This is a genomic window from Actinospineispora spinosispora DSM 44797, assembly GCF_000429025.1.
Taxonomy (GTDB): Bacteria; Actinomycetota; Actinomycetes; order Mycobacteriales; family Pseudonocardiaceae; genus Pseudonocardia; species Pseudonocardia spinosispora.
Window position 1 is genome coordinate 173620 of record NZ_KE386833.1, and the last position, 25362, is coordinate 198981.

Consider the following 25362-nt stretch of genomic DNA (forward strand, 5'->3'; position numbering starts at 1 on the left):
TTCTGTTTCATGATGGACGAATGGACGAGCTGAGTGAGGAAGAAGCGGCGATCGTCGCCCTGGTGGGCGAGTTCGTCGACAGGGAGGTCCGGCCGGTCGCCAGGGAGCTTGAGCACAGCAACACCTATCCCGAGAAGCTCATCGAGCAGATGAAGGCCATGGGCGTGTTCGGCCTGGCGATCCCGCAACCCTGGGGTGAGGCCGAGGTGTCGGCTCAGTGCTACGCGGCGGTCACCGAGGAGCTGGCCAGGGGTTGGATGAGCCTGGCAGGCGCGATGGGCGGACACACCGTCGTGGCGAAGCTCCTCGTGACCTACGGGACACCCGAGCAGCGAGAGGTCTACCTGCCCAGACTGGCGACCGGCGAGCTGCGCGCCACCATGGCGCTGACCGAACCCGGTGGCGGCTCGGACCTGCAGGCGCTGCGCACCACCGCCCGCCGTGACGGCGACGAGTACGTGGTCAACGGATCGAAGACCTGGATCACCAACGCGCGCCGGTCGGGGCTGGTGGCACTGCTGTGCAAGACCGACGCGGCGGCGAGACCGGCTCACCAGGGCATCAGCATCCTGCTGGTCGAGCAGGGGCCGGGGATGCACGTGTCGCGGGATCTGCCGAAGCTCGGCTACAAGGGTGTGGAGAGCTGTGAGCTGTCCTTCGACGACCTCCGGGTGCCGACGTCGGCGCTGCTGGGAGGGGTCGAAGGTGTCGGCTTCGCTCAGATGATGCGCGGGCTGGAGATCGGACGCATCCAGGTCGCCAGCCGGGCTCTGGGCGTCGGCCGGGCGGCGCTGGAGGACTCGCTGCGCTATGCACAGGAGCGGGAGAGCTTCGGGCAGCCGATCTGGCGGCACCAGTCCATCGGCAACCATCTGGCCGACATGGCGACCAAGCTGGAGGCGGCCCGCCAGCTGGTGCGCTACGCGGCGCGCCGCTACGACTCGGGCGAGCGGGCCGACCTCGAAGCGGGGATGGCGAAGCTGTTCGCGTCCGAGACGGCGATGGAGATCGCGCTGAACGCGGTGCGGGTCCACGGCGGGTACGGCTACTCGACCGAGTTCGACGTCGAACGCTACTTCCGGGACGCCCCGCTGATGATCGTCGGTGAAGGCACCAACGAGATCCAGCGCATCGTGATCGCGCGGCAGCTGGTCGCCCGTCACCCGCTGCCGGCCTGACCGGGGGGACGCACGATGCACCATCCGTTGCGGGACATCACCGTCGTCGCTGTCGAGCAGGCTGTGGCGGCACCGCTGGCGACCCGCCAGCTGGCCGACCTCGGCGCACGGGTCATCAAGATCGAACGGCCGGAGGTCGGTGACTTCGCCCGGGGCTACGACCGGGCCGTGCACGGGCAGTCCAGCTACTTCGTGTGGCTCAACAGGGGAAAGCAGAGCCTGGAGCTCGACATCAAGGACCCGGCCGACCGGGCGCTGCTGGACCGGCTGATCGCGGGCGCGGACGTGTTCGTGCACAACCTGGTGCCGGGAGCGGTGGAACGACTCGGCCTGGACGCGGAGACCCTGCGCGCGGCGCGACCGTGGCTGGTGCACTGCTCGATCTCCGGCTACGGGCCCGACGGGCCGTACCGGTCGAAGAAGGCCTACGACCTGCTCGTGCAGTGCGAGACCGGGCTGGTGGCCTCCACCGGCACACCGGACGAGCCGGCGAAGGCCGGTGTGTCCATCGCCGACATCGCCACCGGCATGTACGCCTACAGCGGGATCCTCACCGCCCTCTACGACCGTGCGCACACCGGTCGGGGCGCGAGCCTGCACGTGGCGATGATCGACGCGCTGGGGGAGTGGATGACCCAGCCCGCGTACTTCGGCCGCTACGGCGGCGAGCCACCCCGCCGGACCGGCGCCCGGCACCCGTCGATCTCGCCGTACGGTCCGCACCGCACCGGCGAGGGCGCCGTGTTCCTCGGCGTGCAGAACGAGCGCGAGTGGGCCGTGCTCTGCCGGGACGTCCTGCTGCGCCCCGACCTGGCCGGCGATCCGCGGTTCGCGACCAACGACGAACGGGTGACCCACAACGACGAGCTGACCTCGATCATCGAGCAGGTGTTCGCCGACCTGGACGCAGGGCAGGTCGTCGAACGGCTCGATCGGGCGGGTATCGCCAACGCCTCGCTGCGCACGCCCGCCGATCTCACCCGCCATCCGCAGCTGACCGCCCGACAACGGTGGCACCCCGTGGACACCCCGCAGGGCGGCATCGAGGCGCTCCTGCCGCCGGTCACGGCGGACGCCTGGGACCCGGCGATGGGCGCGGTGCCCGCGCTGGGCGAGCACAACCGGTCGATCCGAGCGGAGTTTCCCGCGAACCCATGATCACCACCTAGTGAGGGCTGATTGCTCGCGGAGAATCAGCCCTCACCCGGTGGTGATCATGGAGTTGTGCCGGGATGCGAGACGGGCGTGCGCCCAGTGGTACGCTGCGGGCCCGATCGGGCCCAGGAAAGTGCGGATGTGACGGCGACCGAGAAACCGGCCAGCAGAGCGCGGTCGATGAACAGTGTCCTGAGCACCCTGCGCATCCTCGAGGAGGTCGCCGCACGTCAGCCCATCGGTGTGTCCGAGCTGGCGCGCGTGACGGCCATGCCCAAGAGCTCGGTGCAGCGCTGCCTGGTCACCCTGCAACAGGCGGGCTGGCTCCGCATCGTCGACGCCGACCGGACCCGGTGGGGTGTCACGATGAAGGCGCTCACGATCGGGCTGCGGGGGACCGGCGAACAGGACCTGCGCGACCTCGCCCGGCCGGTGATCAAGCGGCTCTCGGCGGAGACGAACGAGACCGTCCACTTCTCGCTGCGGGACGGCGACGACATCATCATCATCGCCACGGAGGACAGCACCCACGTCGTCCGGGTGTTCATGGAGGTGGGCAGCCGGGTGCCGCTGCGAGCCTCGTCGGCGGGTGTGGCGATCCTGGCCCGGCTGGAACCGGCGGAGGTCGAGTCGGTGCTCAAGCACCCGGTCGAGGACTTCGGCGAACCCGTACCGAGCGCGGAGGAGCTCCGTGAGGAGATCGCCAGCACGGCGCGGCGGGGTTACGCGCTCAACGGGTCGGCCTGGTTTCGGCCGCACGTGTCCTCCATCGGCGCGGCCGTCACCAACGCCTCGGACCGCCCGATCGCCGGGGTGACCCTGGCGATCCCGGAGATGCGCTACGACCCCTCCCAGGAGAAGGCACTGGCGCGGCTGACGATCGCCGCAGCGGAGGAGATCAGCGAGCTGATCTCCTCCGTCTGAGGGGCGCGGCTCAATACCCCGTCGGGGTCAGAAGGCCCGGTGGTACTGCTTCGGCCAGGACTCGAAGGGGTCGGCGCCCCTCGCGCGCAACGGCCAGTACGGGTCGCGCAGCATCGCTCTGCCCACCAGGACCGCGTCCACCAGGTTCGGCACCGCCTCGTCGAGATGGTGCGGCTCCGAGACCGCCCCCGACGCCGCGACGGGGAGCCCGGCGGCGCGGAAGGCCGGACCGTAGTGGGCGTTGTGCAGTGGCTCGGTGAGTCGCCGCGCCTCCGGGACCAGCGCGCCGGACGACAGGTCGAGCATGTCGACACCCTCGGCTCCCAGCCGGGCCGCGACGGTGATCATGTCGTCGGTGGTGAGCCCGTCGGTGAGCAGGTCCTCGGCCGGGAGCCGCACCAGGAGCGGCTTGTCCTCCGGCCACCCGGTGCGCAGGGCGCGCACCATCTCCAGCGGGAACCGCATCCGCCGGTCCAGGCTCCCGCCCCACTCGTCGCTTCGCTGGTTGGCCAGCGGTGAGAGGAACTCGTGGAACAGGTAGCCGTTCGCACCGTGCAGCTCCAGGACCTGGTATCCGGCGCGGTCCGCGTTGCGGGCGGCCAGCACCATGTCCTCCAGGATTCGCGATCCGTCCCGCGTCGTCATCTCGGCCGGGACGGCGAGGCCGGCGAAGGGCAGGGCCGACGGCGCCAACGGCTGCCACCCGCCCTCGCCGGGCGGCACCGTCTGTCGGGACCCGGCGTTGCCCCACGGCACTCCGTGCGAGGTCTTGCGCCCGGCGACCCCGAGCTGGATCGCGGGCACCGAGCCGATCGAGGCGATCGCCGAGGCGAGGCGCCGATGCCCCGCCACCTGCTCTGGTGTGTAGATCCCCAGGTCACGGGTCGTGGTGCGCATGTCAGGTGCGACGCCGGTGCACTCGACCATCACCATGCCGACGCCTCCAGCGGCGCGCGACCCGTAGTGGGCGACGTGCCAGTCGGTCGGGGCGCCCTCGGGGTCGGCGGAGTACTGGCACATCGGGGACAGCCACACCCGGTTGGGAAGCGTGATGTCCCGCAGGCGCAGCGGGCTCCATGCCATGTCCGACATCTAGTCGATCCTCTCCGCCAGAAGGAGCTTCGCGGTCGCTTCCGGCTGTTCGACGTGGAAGTGGTGGCTGCCGAGGTCGTGCACGACGAAGGTGATCTGGTCGCCGTACCGCTGCACCGCCTCCGGATCGAGGAGCGCGCGGACCGCGAGCGTCGACACGGGCGTCCCGATGTCGAGCAGGGCCTCGTCCATGTTCCAGCGGAGCATCTCGGCCAGGGTGGACGTGCCCACCGAGGGTGCGATGCCCGTCATCTTCCGGAACGTCTCCTCGGTGAACGCGGGGTCGGTGTCGGGGACCGAGCCCGCGTTCACCAGGCCCCGCATGCCGGCGGCGAAGTCGGCCTCGAAGGTCTGTACCAGCGCCCGGGCCGCGGTCTCCTCGATCGCCGGGTAGAGGGTGAGGTAGTGGAAGGCGTCGAGCCCGATCACCTGCGACACCAGGTCGGGCCGCAGGCGTGCCAGCTCGACCGCAACGACTCCACCGAGCGAGTGCCCGACGACGACGCAGCGCTCGACCGACTCGACGTCGGTGACCGCGGCGACGTCCTCGGCGAACTCCCGCATGCTCCAGGTGGTGCGATCGGACGTGGAGTCGCCGTGCCCGGCGAGGTCCACGGCGATCACCCGGTGATCGGCCGGCAGGAACGCGGTGACCTCGGTGAAGTCGGTTCGGCGGCATCCCAGGCCGTGGATGTGGACCCAGGTCGGTCCGGTCGCCGGGCCGCTCGCCGTGTAGCGGATCGACGTCCCGTCGGCGCGCCGCACGGTGCGGGTGGATACCTCGACGTTGGTCATGACAGACACCTTTCTGTGCTGCAATCGTGCACGCCGTACCGCATCACGGTACATCAGGGAGTGCTGTGCGGGTCGGCGACGAGACGGACGTGGCAACCGGGCAGGTGCCGTCGAAGTGGATGGCTCCGTCGGCGCCGATCCGGACCGCGGGATCGAGCTCGCGGGAGGCGTTCTCGACCTGTGTCCTGATCCGGTCGGTCGAGTCCGGGTCGGCGGGGTGGGGCTCACCTGCCGCGTCGAGCGTGATCGGCACGACCCTCGGCTTCGGCGGGCCCGTCGCGGGCAGCTCGACCTCGAACACGGCGCTGTCGAACCACGGTGTCCCCTCGAAGAGGCGCGAAGCCAGGTACGGCAGGCCGAAGTAGGTCTCCGGTGCTCGCAGCCCATCGGTGTGGAACAGGAAGTTGCCGAGGGAGTAGAGGATCAGGCCGTCGTTCCACCGCTCGACCGGGTGCAGGCAGTGCGGATGGGTCCCGGCCACGATGTCGGCTCCGGCGTCGACCAGACGTCTGCCGAGAGCCTGCTGGTACTGGGCCAGCGGGCCCTGGTTCGGTGGCAGGTAGGCGAACGGCACGCCCCAGTGCAGGCACACCACGACCCGGTCCGCCGCCGACCGCGCGGCGCGCACGCGCTCCTCGACCCGCAGCACGTCGGGCTCCCGCGCGGTGCTGCGCACGAACGGCGGTGTGCCCGGCTGTTCCTGTGCCAGGATGCCGTCCACCGCGAAGCTCTGGTCGATCCGCAGCGGGGCGATGCCGGGCCGGGTCGCCGTGGCGTTGGCGCCCGGCGGCAGGGTCGAGCAGAAGCTGAGGACGGCGACACGCTCGCCGGACGCGGTGGTGACGATGACCCCGGCATCTGCCTCGGCGAGCGTGCGACCACCTCCGGCGTGCCGGATCCCGACGCCGTCGAGGGCGTGCATCGTGCTGAGCAGGCCTTCGGTGCCGTGGTCGAGCGCGTGGTTCGTGGCCAGCGAGACGACGTCGACACCCAGGGCGCGCAGTGGACCGGCGGCCGAGGTGGGCAGCCGGATCGTCATCTCCTTCTCGGCCGGTCGGTCGACGTCCACGAGCGGCGCCTCGAGGTTCGCGATGACGAGATCCCCCGCCAGTGCGAGCGGCGCAACGGGCTCGCGGGCCAGGACGGTGTCACCGATGAGAACGATCTTCACTGGGCTTCTCCGTAGGGCAGGGCGGTTGACAGGGGCGGAGCACTTGGTTCCAATTGTGCCGTAAAACAGCATGAGCGTGCCACTATGAAGAACAAAGGTTTCGGAGGCGAGCCCGCGATGTCACCCAGTCGCTACAGCGGATACCGGTCCTTCTCGTACCTGGACGCCGGGACCGACTACACCGAGTTCGAACCCTCGGCGGACATCGGTCGGCTGCCCCCGCACGACCTCGGGCTGACCAAGGGTGAGATCGAACGTGCCGAACGCCTGCTGGCCGACAACGTCGTGGTGTCGCTGCACGACCATCCGGTGCGACTGCCCCGGCACGCACGCACCGAGCTGCTCGACTGGAATCGGGAGGCACGTCTCGCCTACGGCTACGAGGGGCTGAGCCGCTCGGGGCTCGACGCGGTGTTCGACAACCTCGGGTGGGGAGCCTGCGAGTCGCGCAGCGGTTGGAAGTGGGACGACGTCATCACCGACCTCGGGATGCGGTTCTGCGACTTCGCCCACCAGGACTACGTGGTGCGCGCCGAGTCGGTCGCCGACATCCGGCGCGCCCACGCCGACGGAAGGCTCGCCGTCGTCGCCGGGCTGGAGGGCGCGGCACTGATCGAGAACGAGGTCGACCGGCTCGACGTGCTCTACGGGCTGGGGGTGCGGCAGATCGGCATCGCCTACAGCGACGCCAACGCACTCGGCAGCGGGCTGCGGGAACACAGCGACGGAGGCCTGACCGCGCTCGGCCGCCGCGCCGTCCGGCGCATGAACCAGCTGGGCATGGCCATCGACGTGTCGCACTCGGGTGACCGGACGGCGCTCGAGGTGGTCGAGGCGAGCGAGCGACCGGTGCTCATCACGCACGCCGGGGCACGAGGGGTCTGGGACATCCCCCGGATGAAACCCGACGAGGTCATCCGGGCCTGCGCGGAGTCCGGCGGTGTCATCGGGATCGAGGCTGCCCCTTACACGACCGTGAGCACCCGGCACCGCAGCCACAGCATCGAGTCGGTGATGGACCATTTCCGGTACTGCGTGGACCTGGTCGGGATCGAGCACGTCGCGTTCGGGCCGGACACCTTCTTCGGTGACCACCTCGACCTGCACCACGTGATGAGCGCGAAATGGGGTGTCGCGGACACCATCCGGTCCGGCCCCGAGTTCGAGCCGGTCGAGGCCGTCGCCGGGCTGGAGAACCCGGGGGAGTGCTTCCGCAACATCACCCGCTGGCTGGTGAAACACGGCTACCCCGACGCGGAGATCGCCGCGGTGACCGGCGGGAACGTACTGCGCGTGCTCGAGAAGATCTGGTGAGGGGATCCGTCGTGACGACGAACAAGGTCCTCGGTGCCGCGATGATCGGCCATGCGGTGGAGTCGTACGACTTCGTGATCTACGGGGCGTCCGCGACGGTCATCGCGCGCCACTTCTTCCCGAGCGGCGACCCCACGTCGGCCATGGTGTCGACGCTGGCGGTGTACGGCCTCGCGTTCGTGGTGCGCCCGCTCGGCGCCGCGGTGTTCGGGCCCGTGGGCGACCGCCTCGGCCGACGCGCCGCGCTGTCCGCGGTGGTCCTGATCATGGCGGTGTCGACCGCGGCGATCGCCGTGCTGCCGACCTACGGCTCGGCCGGCGCTCTCGCGCCGTTGCTGCTGTTGTGTTGCCGGCTGGCGCAGGGCATCTCGATGGGGGCGGAGTACACGAGTGCCGCCTCCTACGTCATGGAGCAGGCACCGGTGCGGCGACGCGGGCTCTGGGTCAGCGTCGTGAACAGCGCGACCTTCGTCGGTTCGGCGTTCGCGGCCCTCGCGCTGCTGGCCCTGCGGCTGGCCTCGCCGGAGGCGTACGCCGACTGGACCTGGCGGCTCGCGTTCCTGCTCGGCGGCGTCATGGCGCTGGTCGGTCTCTACATGCGGCTGCGCCTGGAGGAGACGGCGACGTTCCGCGCCCTCGAGGAGTCCGGTGCGATCGCGGTGCGGCCGGTGCGGGAGTCCTTCCGCGACTGGCGGCTGTTCCTGCTGTTGTTCACGATCTTCGCGCTGCTCGCCGTCGTCGTGCACAACCTGCTCGGCTACTTTCCCACGTACCTGGCCACGACCGGTGCCGTCGCGGAGGACACCGTCCTGATCGCCGGGGTCGTGGCGCTGCTGGTCTGCGCCGCGGCGTGCGTGCTGACCGGTGTGCTCGTCGACCGGTACGGCCGCAGGCCGGTGCTGGTGGCCGGGGTGCTGCTCGCGACGGTGGGTTCGGTCCCGGCCTACTTGCTGGCGGGTGGCGGGACGCTGCTCACCACGCTCGGCGCGGAGATTCTCCTGGTGCTGCCCGCCGCGGTCGTCGGGATGTCGGCGACGATCGTCGCGGTCGAGATCGTGCCGCCGCACATCCGGGCGACCAGCACGGCACTCGCCTACAACGTGGCGTACGCGGTGTTCGGCGGCACGGCCCCGATCCTCGGCGCGTTGCTCACCTCCTGGTTCGGTCGCCTGGCTCCCGGCGTCTACATCTCGGCGCTGGCGGTGATCGCGCTGGTCGTCGTGCTCGTCGCGCTGCCGGAGACGCGGGAGGAACCGGTGGGCACCCCTGATCCGCTGGTTGCCGACGTACGGGAGGCGTCATGACCTCGGTGAAGGAACGGATCGCCGCCGAGTTCGCCCGGCACGAACCCGCGGTCGTCGATCTGTCGCGGCGGATCGGGGCGGACCCGGAGATCGCGTTCGAGGAGCACCGGACGGCCGCCGCCGTCGTCGAGCTGCTCACCGCGCACGGTGGGTTCGACGTCGAGCGGGGCATCGCGGGTCTCGACACCGCGTTCTCCGCGACGGTCGGCACCGGGCCGCTGGCGATCGGGCTGTGCGCCGAGCTGGACGCGCTGCCGGGGATCGGGCACGGCTGCGCACACAACGTCATCACCGGTGCGTCGGTCGCGGCGGCGCTCGCGCTGGCCCCGGTCGCGGACGAGCTGGGTCTCACGGTCCGGCTCCTCGGCACGCCGGCGGAAGAGGTGCTGACCGGCAAGGCGATCATGCTGCGCGAAGGCGCTTTCGACGGTCTGCACGCCGCGATGATGATGCACCCGACGCTGAAGGACATGGCCACGCCGCACATCCGCGCGGTCCGGCACTGGTCGATCGCCTACCGAGGACGCACCGCGCACGCGTCGCGCCCGTTCGAAGCGCTCAACGCCGCGGACGCGGTGACCGTCGCCCAGGTGGCGATCGGGTTGCTGCGCCAGCAGAAACGGGACGCGGACCGGGTGCACACCTGGGTCAAGGAGGCGGGCACGGCCGTCAACGTCATCGCGGGCGCCGCGACGGTCGAGTGCATGGTCCGGGCGGACGGGCTCGCGGACGTCGACCTGCTGTGGCCCCGGGTGCGCCGCTGCTTCGAGGCGGGTGCACTCGCCTCGGGGGTGTCGATGGAGGTCACCGAGGTCGCATCCGCCAACGGCTTCCGGCACGACCACGACCTGGCCGGGTTGTTCCAGTCGAACGCCGAGGCGTTGGGCCGGACCTTCCCCGACTACGCCGACCGTTCGCTGGGATCGACGGACATGGCCGAGGTGTCGGTCCATCTGCCGGCGATCCATCCGGTGCTGTCCTTCGACTCACCGCCCGAGGACGGCAACCACACCGCCGCGTTCGCGCGCGCCGCCTCCGGGCCCGAGGGCGCGCGGGCGATCCACGACGGCGGCCTCGCGCTGGCCTGGACGATCGCCGACGCCGCGCGGGACGAGACCCTGCGCGGCCGCCTCATCGGTCCCGGCCCGTTCGTGTGGGCTCCGGCGAGCTGACCGGCGACCTCGCAGAGCATCCGGTATGTGAGCCACACCGCGCACCGTAAGTCCACACCGCGCTATGTGCACATAGCGCGGTGTGAGCACATGGTGCGCGGTGTGGGACGAGAAGGGCACGAGTCGGCTCCAGCGGTCTCAGACGATGACCGGGGTGAGGGACTCGCCCATCCACCGCGCGATAGCGACGGTGTGAGCGTCGGTCCCTGGCTGGCCCATGACCTGCAGGCCGAACGGGAGGCCGTCCACCCCCATGAGAGGGACGTTCACCGAGGGAGCGCCCAGCAGCGAGCTCGGGAAGTTGAACCCGGGGTCCCCGGTGGGCCAGCGGGCCGGCGGCTCGCCGGGCACGTCGCCGGCCCAGACCGGCGCCGGTCCGCTGGAGGTCGGCAACAGGACGGCGTCCACCCTCGGCCCGAGGAGCGCGTAGGTGGCGGTCACGGCAGCGCGGGTGCGGAGTGACTCCTCGTAGCCCGCAGCGCCGAGCCGGTCCGCGGTGTCGAAGAAGAACCGCGTGGCCCGCGCGCTGAACCCGTCGGGGTGGTCCGCCGCGATGTCCCGGAACGCCCACGAGTGCTCCCACGCCAGGATCCCGCTGCCCAGGTCGGTGACACCGACGAGGGCGTGCTCGAACCGTTCCACGACGGCGTCGCCACCGCGGCGCAGTACCCTCACCCCAGAGGCTTCGACCTGGTCGACGATCTGCTCGAACGCCCGTCGGCTCAGCGGGTCCAGCCTGTCCCAGGCCTCGGTCTCGACGACCGCGACGGTGCCCGGCATGCGCGCGGGCGGCGGAGCGGCCGGACCCTGCAGCGCGGGCCGGCCGGGGTCGCCCCCGGCACGCGAGGCGATCGCGATCGCCACCAGCCACATGTCCTCCGGTGACCCGGCGTGCACGCCGTGGGAGGTCATGCTCGCGGTCTGCCGCTCACCGCGGTTGATCGCGCCCTGCGTCGGTTTGAGGCCCCACACGCCGTTGAAGCTCGCCGGTCGCATGAGAGAGCCGCCGGTCTGCGTGGCGATCGCCGCCGGAACCATGCGTGCCCCGACGGCGGCGCCCGACCCGGAGGAGGAACCGCCCGGTGTGCGACGTGGGTCGAAGGGATTCGTCGTCGGGCTGGGCTCGGGCCCGCCCAGCTCCGTGGTCACCGTCTTCCCGAGCACGATGGCCCCGGCCTGCCGCAGTGCCCACACCGCGGCGTTGTCCCGCCTCGGGAAGTTTCCCGCGAAGGCCTTGCAGCCCATCTGGGTGGGCATGTCCCGCGTCTCCAGCAGGTCCTTGATGCCGATCGGCAGGCCGTCGATCGGGGACAGCGGCCGACCCCGGCGCCAGCGCGCTGTGCTGGCGTCCGCCTGCTGCCGTGCACCTTCCTCGTTGCGCACGACCCAGGCCCGCACGACCGGTTCGCGTTCCGCGATGGTCGCGAGACATCGCTCCAGGTACTCGCGCGGGGAGTCCGTGCCGTCGCGGAAGGCCTCGGCCGCGGTGTGGAAGCGCAGGCCTTCGAACGTCGCGGGGTCATAGCGGACGACGGCGGGTGCGGACGTCATGGTCGTCTCCTCACTCTCGGTGCACGACAGTGTGTGCATCATAGCGGCACAACCATGCTGCATAATGGTACGAATCGAGAGATTTCGAGGTGAGGCGTTCCAGGAGCCGTCGCACGATCGGCTGCAGCTCGCTCGTTGATGCCCGGACCGTGGTAAATATGTTCCCCACGGGGCAAATGGGGTCAGTGAGACTAATGAGTCTCAAGCTGATGCTGTGACATGGACGGTGAGTTCGCGCGTGAACCTCAAGAAGCTGCTCGGGATCGTCGCGGTCGTCTTCGTGCTGTTCTGGATCATTTCCGCGCCGACCAGTGCGAGCGGATCCATGAACCACATGATGTCCAACCTGAACGACGCCGGCAGTTCGATGACCACCTTCATGGGCAACCTGCTCGGCGGCGGCAGCAGCGGGGACAGCGGGTACAGCCGACGGCACAACGACGACAGGTCGGACATCTACCGGCGCTGACTCCGAACAGTCCGACCGAGCAGCGCGAGGTCGGGGTGACCACGGGAGCCGTGTGGGGTCAGCTCCGGTGGATGTGGACGGTGACGTTCTGTCCGGGGGTGACCCGGGCGTCACCGGTGTGTGTGAAGAGGATCTTGACGGGGATGTACTGGTCGACCCGTTGCGGGTTCTGCGGGTCGGTGTCGGGGCCCGGGTAGATCGGCTGCTCGTGGCTGAGCGGGTCTGTGCCCGAGTCGTTCTCCAGCTCCGACGCCCCGGCGGAGGCCGCACCGATGACCGCCACCGTCCCGGTCACCGGCACGTCCGGTGCGGAGTCGACCACGATGTCGACCGAGGCACCGAGTCTCACCCCGGAGATCTCCTCTTCCGGCACCCGAGCGGTGACATAGATGCTGGTGGGCTCGTAGGCAACGGCCAGCAGAGTTCCCTCGGTGACATATGTTCCCTCGGTGACCATGGTCTGGGCCACCGTGCCCGCGCCGGGGGAGCGGATCGGTTTCTTGGGCTGGGCTCCACTGCCCTGGACCTCGATCCGGCCGACCTGTTCGTGGGGACGTATCGGGGTGCCCATGTCCAGGCCCCAGTCCATGACCACGCCGGTGCCGGGTGCGTTGATCTGCACGGCGTCGCCGTCGACCTGTGCGTTGTCCGCGATCACCCACAGCCGGTCGGTCGTCAGGTACCGGGTGCCCAGGGTCGCTACTTCCAGCAGGGCGAGCACCACGACGGCCGCTACTCCGATCTTCGTCGTCCGGGTCCAGGGGCGGCGGGAGGACGTCGGCGATGTCCGGTCGACGGGACCGTCCTGGGGCGAGGCGTCGACGGGTGAGGCCTCCTCGGGCGGTGCCGGGGAGGGCGAGGTCGGTGTTGTCGTGGAACTGGTCATCTCAGTGCGCCGCCGGTTTCTGGCCGTCCGGGGCTACCGGCCGGCCGGTTGGCAGGGTCAGGGCCAGTAGCGAAGCCGCCAGGACCAGGACAGCAGCGACCAGGAACCCGTTGGCGAAGGACAGGGTCTGCGCCTCGTTGTTGAGCTGTTGCCACACACCCAGCAGGCCCCTCGGTCCCTCCTGCGCCATCTGCGAGAGGGCCTGGTCGCCGTTGGCTCCTCGGCTGGGCATGAGGGCTGCCCGGTCGGCGTAGAACTGGGCGTGTTTGGCGTTGATCAGTGCGGTGATCACGGCGATGCTGAACGCCTGGCTGATGCGTTGGAACAGGGTGTTCAACGCGCCGCCGTCGTCACCCATCGACGGTGGCAGGGCCGCGAGGCCCCCGGTCATGATCGGCATCATGCCGAGTCCCAGGCCGAGACCCACCACGCACTGGGCGATGATCAGATGCTCCACCGTGGTGTCGGGCCGCATCTGCGCGAGCATGAACAGCCCGGCCCCGGTCAGGAACATCCCGATCGCGGCAGGCCAGCGTGAGCCGATGGCGTCGTAGATCCGCCCGGCGATCGGCATCAGCACCATGATCACGAGGGCGTAGGGCAGGGTGATCAGCCCGGTCTGCCAAGGGGTCTTGCCTTGCACCGCCTGGAGGAACTGCGGCACGTTGAACAACATCGCGAACATGCCGCAGAACAGCACCCCGATCAGGATCAGGGACTTGACGAAGGCGATGTTGCCGAGCGCGCGCAGGTTGAGCAAAGGATGTTCCACCTGCAGCTCGATCACCACCCAGATGATGATCATGTTGGTGCCCAGCGCGAACAGTCCCAGGACGCTGTAGCTGCCCCAGCCCCAGGTGCTGCCTTTCTCCAGGGCCAGCAGCAGGGCGAACAGCCCGACCACGATGGTGAAGAAGCCGGCCTTGTCCAGCGGTGCGCCTCGCTTACCGTGGTCGGTGGGCAGCACGTACAGGGCGGCCAGCACGGCCAGCACTCCGATCGGCACGTTGACCCAGTAGATGTAGGGCCAGCTCATGTACTCCACGAAGTAGCCGCCCAGAGCTGGTCCGACGCCGGGGGCCAGCGACACGCCGAGACCGTAGAGGCCCATCGCCGCGCCGATCTTGGCCGGCGGCACCATCCGGTAGACCAGCACGATGCAGGTGACCGGGATCATCCCGCCGGGGATGGCCTGGAGAACCCGGAACACGATCATCTCGCCGAGCGAGGTGGAGAAGCCGCACAGCAGGGAGAAGAAGGTGAACAGGGCCATCGACCACACGTACAGCCGCTTCTGCCCCACCCGGTTGCCCACCCAGGCGCTGATCGGGACCACCGCGCCCTCGGTCAGGCCGTAGGCGGTGGAGATCCACTGGGCGTCCTCGATCGTTGCCCCGAAGTCCTTGCGGATGTTCGTGATGGCGATGTTGACGATGGTGATGTCCAGGACCGCCATGAACATGCCCAGGATCAGCACCGCGAGTGGCAGACCCCAGGCGGCGGCCGCTGGTCCCGGCGGCCGAGGGGACGGCGGCGCGGGACTGGGTGCGGCCGTCCGGCTCACGGACTCGTCCGTGGGGGCGGCGGTCATCGATGCCACCTCGGACCACGGCCGGGGGAGCTTGCCGACCTGCGCGTGCCGCTCATTCCTCCATCGTGCTTTCGATCCCACGAGTTCGCAATAAGAAACCACCGGTTTCGTTAATGAGACGCTGGCCACTAGTACTATGTCGTCATGCCCAGCACAGATGACGCGCACTGCACGAGCTCCCGCGCCGAGTCCGGAGTCAGCTGGGGCTGCGCCGACGGAGGCAGAGCGGTCCGCCGTCGAGGGGAGCTGCTGAACGAGGTCATCTTCCAGGCCTGCCTGGACGAGCTCCGCGAGCACGGCTACGCCGCTCTGACCATGGATCGGGTGGCGGCGCGAGCCGGCGCCAGCAAAGCCACGCTCTACCGCCGATGGCCGGACAAGGCGGAGCTGGTGGCCACCACCATGAGCCGCACCTGTCCGGTCCATGCCCCGCCGCCCGACGTGGGTTGCCTGCGGACCGAGCTGCTCGCCGTGCTGCGTACCGGCGCCGAGGATCTTGCCGGGCCCACCGGCGCGGCCGCCCGCGGCCTGATCACCGAGGTCGTGCGGTATCCCGAGCTGGCCGAACGTCTGCGTGAGCCGATAGCCGACCCGCTGATCCCGGCCACGATGGAGGTCCTGCGCCGGGCCGTGGTGCGCGGTGAGATCCCGGCCACCGCGCTCACCCCGCGAATCGCCTCGGTCGGCAACGAGCTGTCGTTCCTGCATTTCCTGCTGCGCGGCGCCCCGGCCTCGGAACAGGTGCTGGTCGAACTCGTCGACAACGTCATGCTGCCCCTGCTGCGCGGTCTCGGCTCACCTCGCAACACGGCCGGAGCGCAGCGGGGCGCGCCCGACGTCGACACAGACCGGGCGTGATCCGGCGATCGGGCTGTGTGCCCGGGGAGCCGGACCGGCGAGGCGCCGACCGGCTTCGGCGGCCGTGTCACGGACGGCGGGCACCGGCGTTCAGACGGCCCGACCGCCATCGACGGTGAGTACGTGGCCGGTCACGAAGGACGCATCTGTCGAGGCCAGGAACAGTGCCGCGTTCGCGATCTCCTCCGGGTCGGCGATCCGGCCCAGCGGGATGACATCGTCGTAGAGCGCCGCGCGGGTGGTCTCGTCGGTGCCCGGACCGAGGAACTCGGGGAACATCGGGGTGTCGATCGCGCCGCGGGCTAGCGCGACGCCGTCGGCGACCACGTACTCGAGGTCGCTCATGACGCGATCACCACGCCGTCGTCGATCAGTCGGGCGATGCCGTCGGGGTCGTAACCGTGCTCGCGCAGGACGTCGACGGTGTCCCTGTCGATCGGCCCGGGAACGCTCCGTACGGCGCCCGGCGTCCGGGGTCCGCCCATCTTCACCGGGATTCCGACACCCGATAGCCGTCCCGCTCCACCACTAGACCCCGGTGCTTGACCTGCGGATCGTCGAAGACCTCCTCGTGACACCGAGCCGCGCTAAGGATTACGATACCGTGTAGATAAATAATCGAACGAAAGAGGCTCCGATGGAGCAGGGGGAGTGCGTCCTGTCCCCCGGGCACGTGCGGCTCCGGCGTTCGAGCGTCGACGCTGTGCTCACCCTCGATCGGCCGGACCGGCTCAACGCCCTCGACGACGCGATGTTCGACGACCTGCTGGCCGCGCTCGCCGACCTGGCTCGGGGCGAGCGGCTACGGGTCGTCTGCATCACCGGGGCCTGGCTGGCCATCGCCACCTGGTGTGACCTGCGTATCGCCTGCAGCTCGGCGGTGTTCGCCACGGCATACCTGAACACCGGTCTGTCCCGTGAACTCGGTGGACCGCGTGCGCTCATGTTCGACTCGCGGGTCGACGAGGTCAGCGCTCGGCTCGCCACCTCCGCTCCGCTGCCGCTGTGCGCGATCAAGGCCAACCTGACGGGAGTTCGACGAGCCCGTCCTGGTGCACTACCTCGACCGCGAGGCGCGCCGCCATGTCGGGGTCCGGGTCACCCAGGACGCAAGGGAAGCCGCGGCCGCCTTCGTCGAGAGGCGGCCGCCGGTCTTCCGTGGTCGCTGAGAGCTGCGCCATACTCGGGCATATTTAGTTACCTAATAGTGTCGTAATGGTGGTCCGCTGAACGAGGAGGAGACGACATGTCAGTGTGGTTCGTGACCGGAGCATCAAAAGGATTCGGGGAGCACATCGTGCGCGAGGCGCTGTCCCGAGGAGATCAGGTCGTCGCCACCGCGCGGCGGCCGGAGACGGTCACCGAGACGTTCCCCGACGCGGGCGACTCGCTCGCGGTCGCCGCGCTCGACGTCACAGTGGAAGCACAGGCGCAGGCCGCCGTCGACCTGGCGCTGCACCGCTTCGGGCGGATCGACGTCCTGGTCAACAACGCCGGCCGGGGCCTGCTCGGCGCGGTCGAGGAAGCCAGTGACGCCGAGGTGCGCGCGGTGTTCGACACGAACGTGTTCGGCCTGCTCGCGGTCACCAGGGCGGTCCTGCCGGTGATGCGCCGGCAGGGCTCCGGCCGGGTGTTCAACCTCAGCTCGGTCGGCGGTATCGCCGTCGGTCAGGGCTGGGGTGTGTACGGCGGCACGAAGTACGCCGTGGAGGGGCTGTCCGAGGCGATGCGTCAGGAGCTCGCTCCGCTCGGGGTGCAGGTCACGATCGTCGAGCCGGGCGTGTTCCGCACCGACTTCCTCGACGACAGCTCGCTGCACACCGTGGCCGCGGAGATCGAGCAGTACCGCCAGACCGCCGGCAGCACCCGTGAGTACGCGGTGACGAACAACCACCGCCAGCAGGGTGACCCGGTGAAGCTCGCCGAGGTCATCGCCGATGTCGCCGCCGCCGACCATCAGCCGGTCCGGCTGCAGCTCGGTGCCGACTGCGTCGCGCGGGTGTCCCAACGGCTCGACGCGATCAGGGCGGAGCTCGACGAATGGCGCCCGGTCGCGGAGAGCACCGCGTTCGAGCAGACTCCGGCGAGCTGACCCTGTGCCGCCGAGCCGTTGCCCGGCCCTGCGCCGGGCAGCGGCCCGGTCGATAGGGTCAGCACGGCGACGTCGCCGGAGACATCCGGCCCGGCGGTGAGGGAGGAGCACGTGTCTGCACCGGTCGAGCCGGATGACGTGCCGCGGCGCCGCGGCCGGCCCCGCTCGACCGAGGTCGACGAACGTGTCTTCGCCGCGACGCTGGAGCTGCTGAACACCGACGGCTTCCAGGGCATGTCGATGGACAAGGTCGCGGCCGCCGCCGGCGTCTCCAAACCGACGCTCTACCGGCGCTGGCCCAGTAAGGCCGATCTCGCGGCGGCGGCCATCGCGCACACCCACCGCACCTGGCCGACACCGGACCCGGTGGCGAAGGTCGCGCTCGTCGCCGAGCTCCGGGACGTCCGCGAGACCTACCTGCACTGGAACAACATGGCCATGGTCGGCACGCTGCTGGCGGAAGAGGACCGCCATCCGGAGCTGCTGGAGGCCTGGCGCACGCGCATCGCCAGGCCCCGTCGCCGGCGCATCCGCCAGATCCTGCAGCAGGGCGTCGCGGATGGCTCCGTGCGCGCCGACACCGATCTCGACGTCGCCACCCATCTGCTGGTCGGCGCGTTCTATGCGAAGTACACCGTGGGAGACCACTTCGACCCGGAGTGGGCCTCGGATGTGGTCGAGATGGTCTGGGCCGGGATCGCACACCCCTCGGGCAGCTCCTGAACCGCCGACGTGGCGAAGCAGGTCACCGCGCGACGCCTGTCATGGTCGCCGCCGGGTGCTGATCGCACGGTGCTCAGCGGACGGCATGGCCCAGGTTCGCACCGGCCGCGGCGCACGGGCTCGTCGCCGTGCTGTCCACGACGCCGGCGTGCATGCCGCGGCCGGCCGGGACGCTCGACATCTGCGCCCGTCACGCCGGGCGTCGCGGTGTGACTCACCGCTAGCCGATCACTTACGGTTATCAGCCGGCTCGGCTGGGTAGTAGTGACGAGATCGCTCCCGGCGAAGCCCGCCGCCCTCGGCGACAGCGCGGCGGAACGCCTGGCTGGTGGAGACCGCCGGTCCCCACCAGCCGGGCCGGCTCGGCACGAGAGGATCGTGCACGTCGTCGTCCTGTCTAGGGCTGAAGATTCTCGAGATCCGCGAGCAGCCTCGGATGGGTGGGCGTCCAGCCGAGTGCCTCGCGGGTATGGGTGCTTGAGGATGGCTGATCCAAGGCGAACACCGGCCCGAGAGGGCCGAAATGAGCCTCCGGACGCGACTCGACGGGCAGGTTCAGCCGGCGCCCGATGACGGCGACGATGTCCCGCACCGCGTCGCCCTCGTCGTCGACCGCGTGCCACGCCGTCCCGGCCGGGGCTGACTCGAGGGCGAGCCGGAACAGCACAGCCGCATCGAGCGCGTGCCCGGCCGGCCAGCGCTGCGCACCGTCGCCAGGGTAGGCAGCGACACCGGTGCGCCGGGCGATGTCGGTCAGCTGGCCCGCGAAGCCGCCTTGCCCCTCGTTGTGGACGGTGCGCGGTAACCGCACCGCCGAGGCGCGGACGCCTCGTGTGGTCAGGGCGAACAGGTCGTTCACGGCCTGTCCACGACCGGCGAGTGGCCCGGCGATGACAGGTGTCGGGTCGGCCTCGGTCGAGGGGCGGCCACCGGTGTGCGGGGTGCCCGAGGCGACCACGATCGGCTTGTTGGTGCCGAGCAGGACGTCGCCGAGTGTCGCCAGCGCCGCGACCTCCTCCCTCGTCGCCCGTTCGATCGTCTCGACGGTGCTGAAGTCGTGACTGAACGCGAGGTGAATGACGCCGTCGGTCTCTCTCGCGCCCTGTCGCAGCACGTCGAGGTCGGAGAGCGAGCCCCGGACGGTGTCGGCACCCGCCGTGTCGAGCGTGCGCGCCGACGCGTCCGACCGGGTGAGCGCGAGGACGGTGTGGCCGTGGGTGAGCAGCTCGGCTACGACGGCCGAGCCGATCAGGCCGGTGCCGCCGGTCACGAAAACACGCATGAGAACTCCAGATAGCGACGGGACTCTTGTCCTGTCACCGTAGCACCACGACGGGACAAAGGTCCCATCGTCTACGATGGGTGCATGCCACGGTGGGAACCAGGCGCGCGCGACCGGCTCGTCGTCGCCGCCGTCGACCTGTTCACCGAGCAGGGCTACGACGCGACCACCGTCGCGCAGATCGCCGAGCGCGCGGGCGTCACCAAGAGCACCTTCTTCCGCCACTTTCCGGACAAGCGTGAGTTGCTCGTCGCCGGCCAGCAGACGCTGTGCCGGCTGCTCACCGAGGGCATCGCCGAGGCACCGGCGGGCGCCACCCCGCTCGCGGCCGTGGCGGCCGGGCTCCAGCGCGCGTCGACGTTGATGGGGCCGCACAACCGCGAGCTCGGCCCCCGGCTGAAGGCCGCCGTCGCCGCGAGCACCGAGCTGCAGGAACGAGACGCGCTCAAGAGCGTCGGCCTGGCCTCCGCGATCCGGGACGCGCTGCTCGCGCGCGGAGTGCCCGACCCGGTGGCGCAGCTCGCCGGCGAGCTCGGCGTGCTCGCCTTCAAGCGTGGCTACGCGACGTGGTCCGAAGGTGACTGCGACGGTGAGGAGCTGGCCGTGCATGCGCTGGCCGCGCTCGACGAGCTGCACGCCGCCAGCGCCGCGCTCGACTGAGCTCGGCCGGTGTGACGGCTGGTTTTTCACGGTGCGGTCCGGCAGAGCGCGGGGCGCGCAAGGTGGCGTGATGCGTGGTCTTCTTGGCCGGATATGTGTGAGTTTAATCGGGATCATCGATTAGTGTCGCAAACGTGGCGCTGGTCGCCTGTGCGGTGGCAAATTCCGAATACGACGAGAGGGGGCCAATTCATGGGAATGGGAAAGCTCGACGAATACGATCCGCTCGAAGATTTCGCGCCGCGCAAGATCACGCTGGGTGAGGCCACCAAGATGGTGCACGTGTCGGGTACCGGTCCGGGGGTCATCGTGATCCCCGAGGTGCCAGGCATCAGCCCCCATGTCGCGCGCTTCGCTCGCTGGGTGAGAGAGGCGGGATTCACCGTCTACCTGCCCTCGCTCTACGGACGTGACGGAGAGCCGGTGGATCTTGAGGTCGGCCAGGCCGTCTTCAAGCGCGTCTGTGTGAGTGCGGAGTTTCGTGCGTTCGGCGCGGGCGGGTCGGCGCCGGTGACTCGATGGCTTCGCGCGCTGGCGCGCCTTGCCCACGAAGAGTGCGGTGGACCCGGCGTCGGGGCGATCGGCATGTGTTTCTCCGGGAATTTCGCTCTGAGCATGATGCTCGAACCTTCGATGCTGGCTCCCGTTCTTTCCGGGCCCGCGCTTCCATTGGATGACGACGCGGGACTGCACATTGCTCAGGAGGAACTGCAGGTCGTCAAACAACGCCTCGACAAGGAAGACCTCACGGTGATGGCCTATCGCTTCGAAGGCGATCGCTTCTGTAAGCCGCAGCGGTTCGCCGCCTACCAGGAGGCGCTCGGTGATCGCTTCATCGGACGCGTCCTGCCCGACAGCGCCGCCAATCCGGATGTGCCGGAGTTCTTCCGGGAAGTGGTGCGAACACCCCACAATGTCGTCACCGTGCACCTGATCGACGAGGAGGGGCAGCCGACGCTCCACGCGCGCGACGAGATCCTCGAGTTCTTCAGCCGCCGGCTCGCGTGCGATGGCTGACATCGAGGCTGGTCAGGTCGGTCGACTCAGCGGCGGTGCGCACCGCGCCGGGCCGGAGGGCGCCGGGCGACGCGCTTCTTCGTGGGGGCGGGTGTGCTCGATGCCGGGGCCTGGTCCCGACGAGGGGTGCGTGAGCTGTTGACCGTGCGCCCACGCACGATCCCGATGAACTCCTCCATCAGCTCGCTGTTCTCCGCGTCCGGCCAGGCCAGACCGACGCCCGACCTCGGCGCATCGGCGATCGGCCGGTAGGTGAGGTCCCGGCGGTGGTGGAGACGGGCCAGCGACTGCGGGACGACCAGCAGGCCGACGCCCGCCGCGACGAGCTCGATCCCCTCGGCCGTCGTCACTGGGACGTACGCCGCTGCCCGCCCCGGTCGATCACCGGGCCACGCGAGCGTGTCGTCGTGCGGGCGGAGCACGATCTCGTCGGCCAGATCCGCGACCGTGACCTCCTCGGTCGCGGTGACGATGTGTCCTTTCGGGACGACGGCCACGGTGGTCTCGGTGTAGAGCGGAATCGTGTGGAGCCCGGTCCGGTCGATCGGCAGCCGGACCACGGCGGCATCCACGGCGCCGCTCCGGATCAGCTCCACCGCCTCGTCCGTGGTCGCCGTGACCAGCTCCAGAGGGACGCGGGGACGGCGCTCGGCCCAGATCCGCGCCCACTTGCCCGGGGTGACGCCCGGGACGTAGCCGAGCCGGAAGGCTGCGGCGTCGTTCGGCTCGGTCACCGGCCTAGGCTATCGGCTGGTCCGGGGCCGGATACGCTGGGCGTATGACGCGGCAGAGGTCGATCCAGACGATGAAGCCCGCGACGGCGGCGAAGAAGCTCGGCGTGCACCTCGACGCGACGCCCGAGGAGTTCAGGGCGGGGGTGGTCTCGCGCGACGAACTCAACGCACTGCAGGCCGAACCACCCGAGTGGCTGCGTGATCTGCGGCGCAACGGCCCGCATCCCCGCCAGGTCGTCGCGGATCGTCTGGGCGTGTCGATCTCCGGGCTGGCCCGCGCCGAGATCACTGAGCCGCTGACCACGGCCCAGATCGCGGCGCTGAAGGAGGAACAGCCGGAGTGGCTGCGCCGCGAACGCCAGACCCGGGAGGAAACCCAGCGCGAGGAGGCCCGACTGCGGGCCCAGCGGTCCGAGAAGCGCGACGACCCGGTCGGGGAATGAGCGGGTGCCGCGGCGGTCGCTGAGTGGGCGCCCGCCGAACCAGGCCCCGACTTCTGCCTCGGCACGGCGCTCGTGGCGGTGAACAGCACGCGCGGGTCCGCCTCTGCTCTCTGCCGGCGCGCTGCGGGCCGGTGGCCGGACTGCCGATCGACAACCGCGTGTCCGTTCCCACCGACGTGACGGCGACGGTGACCAACTAGGCGACGCTCGGCGAGCGGTACATCGAGCTGGTTCCGCGTCGGGTGGGGGACCGTTGCCCGTCGAGGGCAGCGTCATCCCGGTGGATCTGGTCGAGCTGTCCACAGCTGGGGCGGGTCAGGGCTGGCCCTGTGGGTTTGCTGAAGAACGTGGCCGGAGTCTGGTTCGCTGGCCGGGTCGGGTCGCACCATCGGTGCCGTGATGATGTGTGACGAGCGCGCGGCGATCCGGCGGCTGCATGATCGGCTCGGGTTCGGCGCCCCCGCACCGGCGGACGGTCGCGGGTTCGAGCAGGTACTGGACGACATGCTCGACCCGGCCGCCGATCCCGGCGCCTCGACCACCCCGCTGCCCGCGTTGGAGCCGCTGCCGCCGAAGCCGAAGAATAACGGCCCGGCCGACCCCGCGGCGAAGAAGCAGGCCGGCCGGCAGCTGCGTGCCCAGCAGAACCGGCTGGTGCTGTGGTGGCTGGACCGGATGTCCTCGGTGCGCGTCCCGACCACCGAGCGGATGACCTGGTTCTGGCACGGTCACTTCGCCACGGGTGCGCAGAAGGTGCGCAGCCCGAAGGAGATGCTCGACCAGAACGAGACCCAGCGTCGGCTCGGCCTCGGCGGCTTCCACGACCTCGCCGAGGCGATGATCGTCGATCAGGCCATGCTGCGCTGGCTCGACGGTGGCAAGAACCGGGTGGGTGCGGCCAACGAGAACCTGGCGCGGGAGTTCATGGAGCTGTTCACCCTGGGCGTCGGGCACTACACCGAGGATGACGTGCGCGAGTCGGCGCGGGCACTCACCGGGTGGACCGTCCGGCCCGCGCTGGCCGACGCCCGGTTCGTCGTGCGCCGCCACGACACCGGCGAGAAGCGCATCCTGGGCAGCAGCGGCGACTTCGACGCACCAGATTTCGTCCAGCTGGTGCTGTCCCGGCCGGAGTCGGCGCCGTTCGTGGCCGGGCGTCTGTGGTTCCGGCTGGTGTCGCCCACCCCACCGAGCCAGGACGTGCTGGACCGGATGATCGCCGGGTACGGACCCGGGCGTGACGTTCGCGGTCTGCTGCGTGCGATGTTCGGTGATCCGGCGTTCCGCGACCCGGCGAACGGGTTGGTCAAGCAGCCGGTGGAGTGGCTGGTGGGGCTGTCGCGCGCGGTCGGCGTGCGTCCGGGACAGCTGCCGGCCGCGCAGGCGGAACAGGTGCTCAGCGGGCTGCGTGCGATGGGTCAGGTCCCGTTCGCGCCGCCGAGCGTCGGGGGTTGGTCGGCCGGCGGGGGATGGCTGACGACCTCCGCCGGGCTGGCCCGGCTGCACCTGGCCCAGACCGTCACCCGGAACGGCTCGTTCGGCGCGGTCACCTCGGCCAGCACTCGTGCCCGACCCGATGCCGTGCGCGAGCTGCTCGGCGTCGATGCCTGGTCGCCCCGGACCCAAGCCGCGCTGGCCGGCGTCGCGGACGACCCCGCGACCCTGACCGCGGTCGCGTCCTGTGCCCCCGAATACGTGGTGAGTGCCTGATGGAAGCCGTGACCCGCCGCCGGTTCCTCGCCTGGTCCGGGGTGACCGCGGCCGCCGCGTTGGCGTCCGGCGTCACCCAGGTCGACTGGTCCGACCTGCTGTACCGCGCCCAGCACGACCCGCTCGACCCGAAGGCCGGAGTGCTCGTCGTGGTCACCCTGTACGGCGGCAACGACGGGCTGAACACCCTGGTCCCGACCGCGGACCCGGCCTACCTGGCCGGTCGCCCGGAGCTCGCCTACCAGCCCTCCGAGGTGCTCGACCTGGGGGAGGGGCTCGGGCTCAACCCAGGGCTGACCGGCCTGAAGTCGCTGTGGGACGACCGGTCGCTTGCCGTGGTGCGAGGTGTCAGCTACCCGAAACCGGACCACAGCCACTTCCGGTCCATGGCGATCTGGCAGACCGCGTCCCCGTCCACCTCGGTCTCGACCGGCTGGCTCGGCCGCTGGCTGGACACCAGTGGCTCGGGCGGTAGCCCTGACCCGCTGCGTGCACTGTCGGTCGAGCCGGTGCTGCCGCCGCTGCTCGCCGGCGAACGCACGGCGGCCGCGTCATTGCCGGTCGGCGGGCTGGCGCTACCCGGCGGCCGGCTCGGCGCCGCGTTCCAGGCGCTCGGTGCGGCGCAGCCCGGCGAGCCGGAGTGGCAGGCCCGCGCGGCACGGTCGCTGAGCGACCTGCACACCGCGTCCCGGGTGCTGGGCGGGAACAACGTGGGGAAGGCCGGAGCGCACGACAAGGGCAGACCAGAGCTGGACGCCCAGCTGGACACCGTGGCCGGGCTGATCGAGAGCGGCGTCCCGACCAGGGTGTACTCGGTGTCGCTCGGCGGTTTCGACACCCATGCCGACGAACGCGCGACCCAGCAGCGGCTGCTCACCGAGCTGGACGCCGCACTCACCCCGTTCGTGCGCCGGCTCAACGGGACGGCGCGGGGACGGCAGGCGGTGGTGCTGGTCTACTCGGAGTTCGGCCGCCGGGTGCGCGCGAACGCCAGCCAGGGCACCGACCACGGCACCGCGGCGCCGGTATTCCTGGTCGGCTCCGGTGTGGTGCCCGGGTTCCACGGCGAGCAACCCAGCCTGACCGACCTCGACGACGGCGACCTGAAACCCACGGTCGACTTCCGGGACATCTACGCGGCGCTGCTGACTAAGGTCCTGGGCAGCGACCCGACTCCGGTCCTCGGCCCCACCCCCGACCGCCTGTCCGGCCTGCTCACCTGACCAGGCATGATCCGTGCC

Annotated in this window: 26 protein-coding genes; 16 read left to right on the forward strand and 10 right to left on the reverse strand. The window is 70.4% G+C overall.

The window, feature by feature from the left end:
• The first annotated feature begins 20 nt into the window (after positions 1-20).
• The 3 genes from G406_RS0124430 to G406_RS0124440 all read left to right on the forward strand — a co-directional run bounded on the left by G406_RS0124430 (position 21) and on the right by G406_RS0124440 (position 3257).
• Positions 21-1178 (forward strand): acyl-CoA dehydrogenase family protein, encoded by a 1158-nt coding sequence (locus G406_RS0124430; RefSeq protein ID WP_028935787.1) that lies wholly within the window; start codon positions 21-23, stop codon positions 1176-1178.
• A gap of 15 nt (positions 1179-1193) precedes the next feature.
• On the forward strand, positions 1194-2336 hold the full coding sequence (locus tag G406_RS0124435) for a CaiB/BaiF CoA transferase family protein (RefSeq protein WP_028935788.1): 1143 nt from the start codon (positions 1194-1196) through the stop codon (positions 2334-2336).
• Between the two features lie 177 nt (positions 2337-2513).
• Entirely contained in the window at positions 2514-3257 is a 744-nt protein-coding gene (locus G406_RS0124440; protein ID WP_084216442.1) for an IclR family transcriptional regulator, read from the forward strand.
• Positions 3258-3284: 27 nt separating this feature from the next.
• On the opposite strand, the gene G406_RS0124445 is transcribed toward G406_RS0124440, so the two are convergent.
• The 3 genes from G406_RS0124445 to G406_RS0124455 are packed head-to-tail and all read right to left on the reverse strand — an operon-like array spanning position 3285 to position 6315.
• Positions 3285-4349, reverse strand: coding sequence for an oxidoreductase (locus G406_RS0124445; RefSeq protein ID WP_028935790.1), 1065 nt, complete (start codon positions 4347-4349; stop codon positions 3285-3287).
• Complete coding sequence (locus G406_RS0124450) at positions 4350-5144, reverse strand: alpha/beta fold hydrolase (protein WP_028935791.1); 795 nt, start codon at positions 5142-5144, stop codon at positions 4350-4352.
• Between the two features lie 43 nt (positions 5145-5187).
• Positions 5188-6315, reverse strand: a complete 1128-nt coding sequence (locus G406_RS0124455) for a CapA family protein (RefSeq protein ID WP_028935792.1) — start codon at positions 6313-6315, stop codon at positions 5188-5190.
• 117 nt (positions 6316-6432) lie between these two features.
• Between G406_RS0124455 and G406_RS0124460 the strand changes: the two genes are divergently transcribed.
• From G406_RS0124460 to G406_RS0124470, 3 genes are read left to right on the forward strand one after another with little or no spacing between them, the layout of a single operon-like run.
• Complete coding sequence (locus G406_RS0124460) at positions 6433-7629, forward strand: dipeptidase (RefSeq protein ID WP_028935793.1); 1197 nt, start codon at positions 6433-6435, stop codon at positions 7627-7629.
• A gap of 11 nt (positions 7630-7640) precedes the next feature.
• Positions 7641-8933 (forward strand): MFS transporter, encoded by a 1293-nt coding sequence (locus G406_RS0124465; protein WP_051342616.1) that lies wholly within the window; start codon positions 7641-7643, stop codon positions 8931-8933.
• Positions 8930-10105 carry an amidohydrolase gene (locus tag G406_RS0124470; protein ID WP_028935795.1) on the forward strand — a complete coding sequence of 392 codons (1176 nt, stop codon included), beginning with the start codon at positions 8930-8932 and terminating at the stop codon, positions 10103-10105. The genes G406_RS0124465 and G406_RS0124470 overlap by 4 nt, the downstream gene beginning before the upstream one ends.
• 138 nt (positions 10106-10243) lie before the next feature.
• Here the strand turns inward: G406_RS0124470 and G406_RS0124475 are convergent, their stop codons facing one another.
• Positions 10244-11656: an amidase gene (locus G406_RS0124475; protein WP_028935796.1), complete on the reverse strand. Its 1413-nt coding sequence runs from the start codon at positions 11654-11656 to the stop codon at positions 10244-10246.
• A 238-nt stretch (positions 11657-11894) separates the two neighbouring features.
• Here G406_RS0124475 and G406_RS49565 point away from each other — a divergent pair, with 238 nt between their 5' ends.
• Positions 11895-12125 carry a hypothetical protein gene (locus G406_RS49565; protein ID WP_037078323.1) on the forward strand — a complete coding sequence of 77 codons (231 nt, stop codon included), beginning with the start codon at positions 11895-11897 and terminating at the stop codon, positions 12123-12125.
• Between the two features lie 58 nt (positions 12126-12183).
• Here the strand turns inward: G406_RS49565 and G406_RS54515 are convergent, their stop codons facing one another.
• Positions 12184-13011 carry an HlyD family secretion protein gene (locus tag G406_RS54515; protein WP_051342617.1) on the reverse strand — a complete coding sequence of 276 codons (828 nt, stop codon included), beginning with the start codon at positions 13009-13011 and terminating at the stop codon, positions 12184-12186.
• 1 nt (position 13012) lies between these two features.
• Positions 13013-14602: a DHA2 family efflux MFS transporter permease subunit gene (locus tag G406_RS0124490; protein ID WP_051342618.1), complete on the reverse strand. Its 1590-nt coding sequence runs from the start codon at positions 14600-14602 to the stop codon at positions 13013-13015.
• A 144-nt stretch (positions 14603-14746) separates the two neighbouring features.
• Here G406_RS0124490 and G406_RS49575 point away from each other — a divergent pair, with 144 nt between their 5' ends.
• Entirely contained in the window at positions 14747-15460 is a 714-nt protein-coding gene (locus tag G406_RS49575) for a TetR/AcrR family transcriptional regulator (RefSeq protein ID WP_084216362.1), read from the forward strand.
• Between the two features lie 90 nt (positions 15461-15550).
• Here the strand turns inward: G406_RS49575 and G406_RS0124500 are convergent, their stop codons facing one another.
• Entirely contained in the window at positions 15551-15805 is a 255-nt protein-coding gene (locus tag G406_RS0124500) for an SDR family oxidoreductase (RefSeq protein ID WP_028935798.1), read from the reverse strand.
• Complete coding sequence (locus G406_RS57300) at positions 15802-15951, reverse strand: hypothetical protein (protein ID WP_156935136.1); 150 nt, start codon at positions 15949-15951, stop codon at positions 15802-15804. Before G406_RS57300 ends, G406_RS0124500 begins: the two co-directional genes overlap by 4 nt.
• A gap of 146 nt (positions 15952-16097) precedes the next feature.
• Between G406_RS57300 and G406_RS0124510 the strand changes: the two genes are divergently transcribed.
• From G406_RS0124510 to G406_RS49585, 3 genes are all read left to right on the forward strand, one after another.
• Positions 16098-16676 carry a Clp protease/crotonase-like domain-containing protein gene (locus G406_RS0124510; RefSeq protein ID WP_028935799.1) on the forward strand — a complete coding sequence of 193 codons (579 nt, stop codon included), beginning with the start codon at positions 16098-16100 and terminating at the stop codon, positions 16674-16676.
• Positions 16677-16706: 30 nt separating this feature from the next.
• Positions 16707-17552, forward strand: a complete 846-nt coding sequence (locus tag G406_RS0124515) for an SDR family NAD(P)-dependent oxidoreductase (protein WP_028935800.1) — start codon at positions 16707-16709, stop codon at positions 17550-17552.
• Between the two features lie 111 nt (positions 17553-17663).
• The gene (locus G406_RS49585; protein WP_156935137.1) at positions 17664-18275 is read left to right on the forward strand and encodes a TetR/AcrR family transcriptional regulator; all 612 of its coding nucleotides are present in this window, start codon (positions 17664-17666) and stop codon (positions 18273-18275) included.
• Between the two features lie 397 nt (positions 18276-18672).
• Here G406_RS49585 and G406_RS0124530 read toward each other — a convergent pair whose 3' ends face one another.
• Complete coding sequence (locus tag G406_RS0124530; RefSeq protein ID WP_028935801.1) at positions 18673-19557, reverse strand: SDR family oxidoreductase; 885 nt, start codon at positions 19555-19557, stop codon at positions 18673-18675.
• A gap of 84 nt (positions 19558-19641) precedes the next feature.
• Here G406_RS0124530 and G406_RS0124535 point away from each other — a divergent pair, with 84 nt between their 5' ends.
• Positions 19642-20217 (forward strand): TetR/AcrR family transcriptional regulator, encoded by a 576-nt coding sequence (locus tag G406_RS0124535; protein ID WP_028935802.1) that lies wholly within the window; start codon positions 19642-19644, stop codon positions 20215-20217.
• A 198-nt stretch (positions 20218-20415) separates the two neighbouring features.
• Positions 20416-21234: a dienelactone hydrolase family protein gene (locus G406_RS0124540; protein ID WP_245607209.1), complete on the forward strand. Its 819-nt coding sequence runs from the start codon at positions 20416-20418 to the stop codon at positions 21232-21234.
• A 26-nt stretch (positions 21235-21260) separates the two neighbouring features.
• Here G406_RS0124540 and G406_RS0124545 read toward each other — a convergent pair whose 3' ends face one another.
• Positions 21261-21968: a LysR family substrate-binding domain-containing protein gene (locus G406_RS0124545; protein WP_028935804.1), complete on the reverse strand. Its 708-nt coding sequence runs from the start codon at positions 21966-21968 to the stop codon at positions 21261-21263.
• 44 nt (positions 21969-22012) lie between these two features.
• Between G406_RS0124545 and G406_RS0124550 the strand changes: the two genes are divergently transcribed.
• From G406_RS0124550 to G406_RS0124560, 3 genes are all read left to right on the forward strand, one after another.
• The gene (locus tag G406_RS0124550; RefSeq protein WP_028935805.1) at positions 22013-22411 is read left to right on the forward strand and encodes a DUF5997 family protein; all 399 of its coding nucleotides are present in this window, start codon (positions 22013-22015) and stop codon (positions 22409-22411) included.
• Positions 22412-22810: 399 nt separating this feature from the next.
• Positions 22811-24121, forward strand: a complete 1311-nt coding sequence (locus tag G406_RS0124555) for a DUF1800 domain-containing protein (RefSeq protein ID WP_245607249.1) — start codon at positions 22811-22813, stop codon at positions 24119-24121.
• Positions 24121-25344 (forward strand): DUF1501 domain-containing protein, encoded by a 1224-nt coding sequence (locus G406_RS0124560; protein WP_028935807.1) that lies wholly within the window; start codon positions 24121-24123, stop codon positions 25342-25344. The genes G406_RS0124555 and G406_RS0124560 overlap by 1 nt, the downstream gene beginning before the upstream one ends.
• The last annotated feature ends 18 nt before the right edge of the window (positions 25345-25362 follow it).

Excerpts from the sequence above, each read along its gene's own strand:
- G406_RS0124430 (WP_028935787.1), top strand. The coding sequence starts at position 21 with ATGGACGAGCTGAGTGAGGAAGAAGCGGCGATCGTCGCCCTGGTGGGC.
- G406_RS0124435 (WP_028935788.1), top strand. The coding sequence starts at position 1,194 with ATGCACCATCCGTTGCGGGACATCACCGTCGTCGCTGTCGAGCAGGCT.
- G406_RS0124440 (WP_084216442.1), top strand. The coding sequence starts at position 2,514 with ATGAACAGTGTCCTGAGCACCCTGCGCATCCTCGAGGAGGTCGCCGCA.
- G406_RS0124445 (WP_028935790.1), bottom strand. The coding sequence starts at position 4,349 with ATGTCGGACATGGCATGGAGCCCGCTGCGCCTGCGGGACATCACGCTT.
- G406_RS0124450 (WP_028935791.1), bottom strand. The coding sequence starts at position 5,144 with ATGACCAACGTCGAGGTATCCACCCGCACCGTGCGGCGCGCCGACGGG.
- G406_RS0124460 (WP_028935793.1), top strand. The coding sequence starts at position 6,433 with ATGTCACCCAGTCGCTACAGCGGATACCGGTCCTTCTCGTACCTGGAC.
- G406_RS0124470 (WP_028935795.1), top strand. The coding sequence starts at position 8,930 with ATGACCTCGGTGAAGGAACGGATCGCCGCCGAGTTCGCCCGGCACGAA.
- G406_RS0124475 (WP_028935796.1), bottom strand. The coding sequence starts at position 11,656 with ATGACGTCCGCACCCGCCGTCGTCCGCTATGACCCCGCGACGTTCGAA.
- G406_RS54515 (WP_051342617.1), bottom strand. The coding sequence starts at position 13,011 with ATGACCAGTTCCACGACAACACCGACCTCGCCCTCCCCGGCACCGCCC.
- G406_RS0124490 (WP_051342618.1), bottom strand. The coding sequence starts at position 14,602 with ATGACCGCCGCCCCCACGGACGAGTCCGTGAGCCGGACGGCCGCACCC.
- G406_RS49575 (WP_084216362.1), top strand. The coding sequence starts at position 14,747 with ATGCCCAGCACAGATGACGCGCACTGCACGAGCTCCCGCGCCGAGTCC.
- G406_RS0124500 (WP_028935798.1), bottom strand. The coding sequence starts at position 15,805 with ATGAGCGACCTCGAGTACGTGGTCGCCGACGGCGTCGCGCTAGCCCGC.
- G406_RS0124510 (WP_028935799.1), top strand. The coding sequence starts at position 16,098 with ATGGAGCAGGGGGAGTGCGTCCTGTCCCCCGGGCACGTGCGGCTCCGG.
- G406_RS0124515 (WP_028935800.1), top strand. The coding sequence starts at position 16,707 with ATGTCAGTGTGGTTCGTGACCGGAGCATCAAAAGGATTCGGGGAGCAC.
- G406_RS0124530 (WP_028935801.1), bottom strand. The coding sequence starts at position 19,557 with ATGCGTGTTTTCGTGACCGGCGGCACCGGCCTGATCGGCTCGGCCGTC.
- G406_RS0124535 (WP_028935802.1), top strand. The coding sequence starts at position 19,642 with ATGCCACGGTGGGAACCAGGCGCGCGCGACCGGCTCGTCGTCGCCGCC.
- G406_RS0124540 (WP_245607209.1), top strand. The coding sequence starts at position 20,416 with ATGGGAAAGCTCGACGAATACGATCCGCTCGAAGATTTCGCGCCGCGC.
- G406_RS0124550 (WP_028935805.1), top strand. The coding sequence starts at position 22,013 with ATGACGCGGCAGAGGTCGATCCAGACGATGAAGCCCGCGACGGCGGCG.
- G406_RS0124555 (WP_245607249.1), top strand. The coding sequence starts at position 22,811 with ATGATGTGTGACGAGCGCGCGGCGATCCGGCGGCTGCATGATCGGCTC.
- G406_RS0124560 (WP_028935807.1), top strand. The coding sequence starts at position 24,121 with ATGGAAGCCGTGACCCGCCGCCGGTTCCTCGCCTGGTCCGGGGTGACC.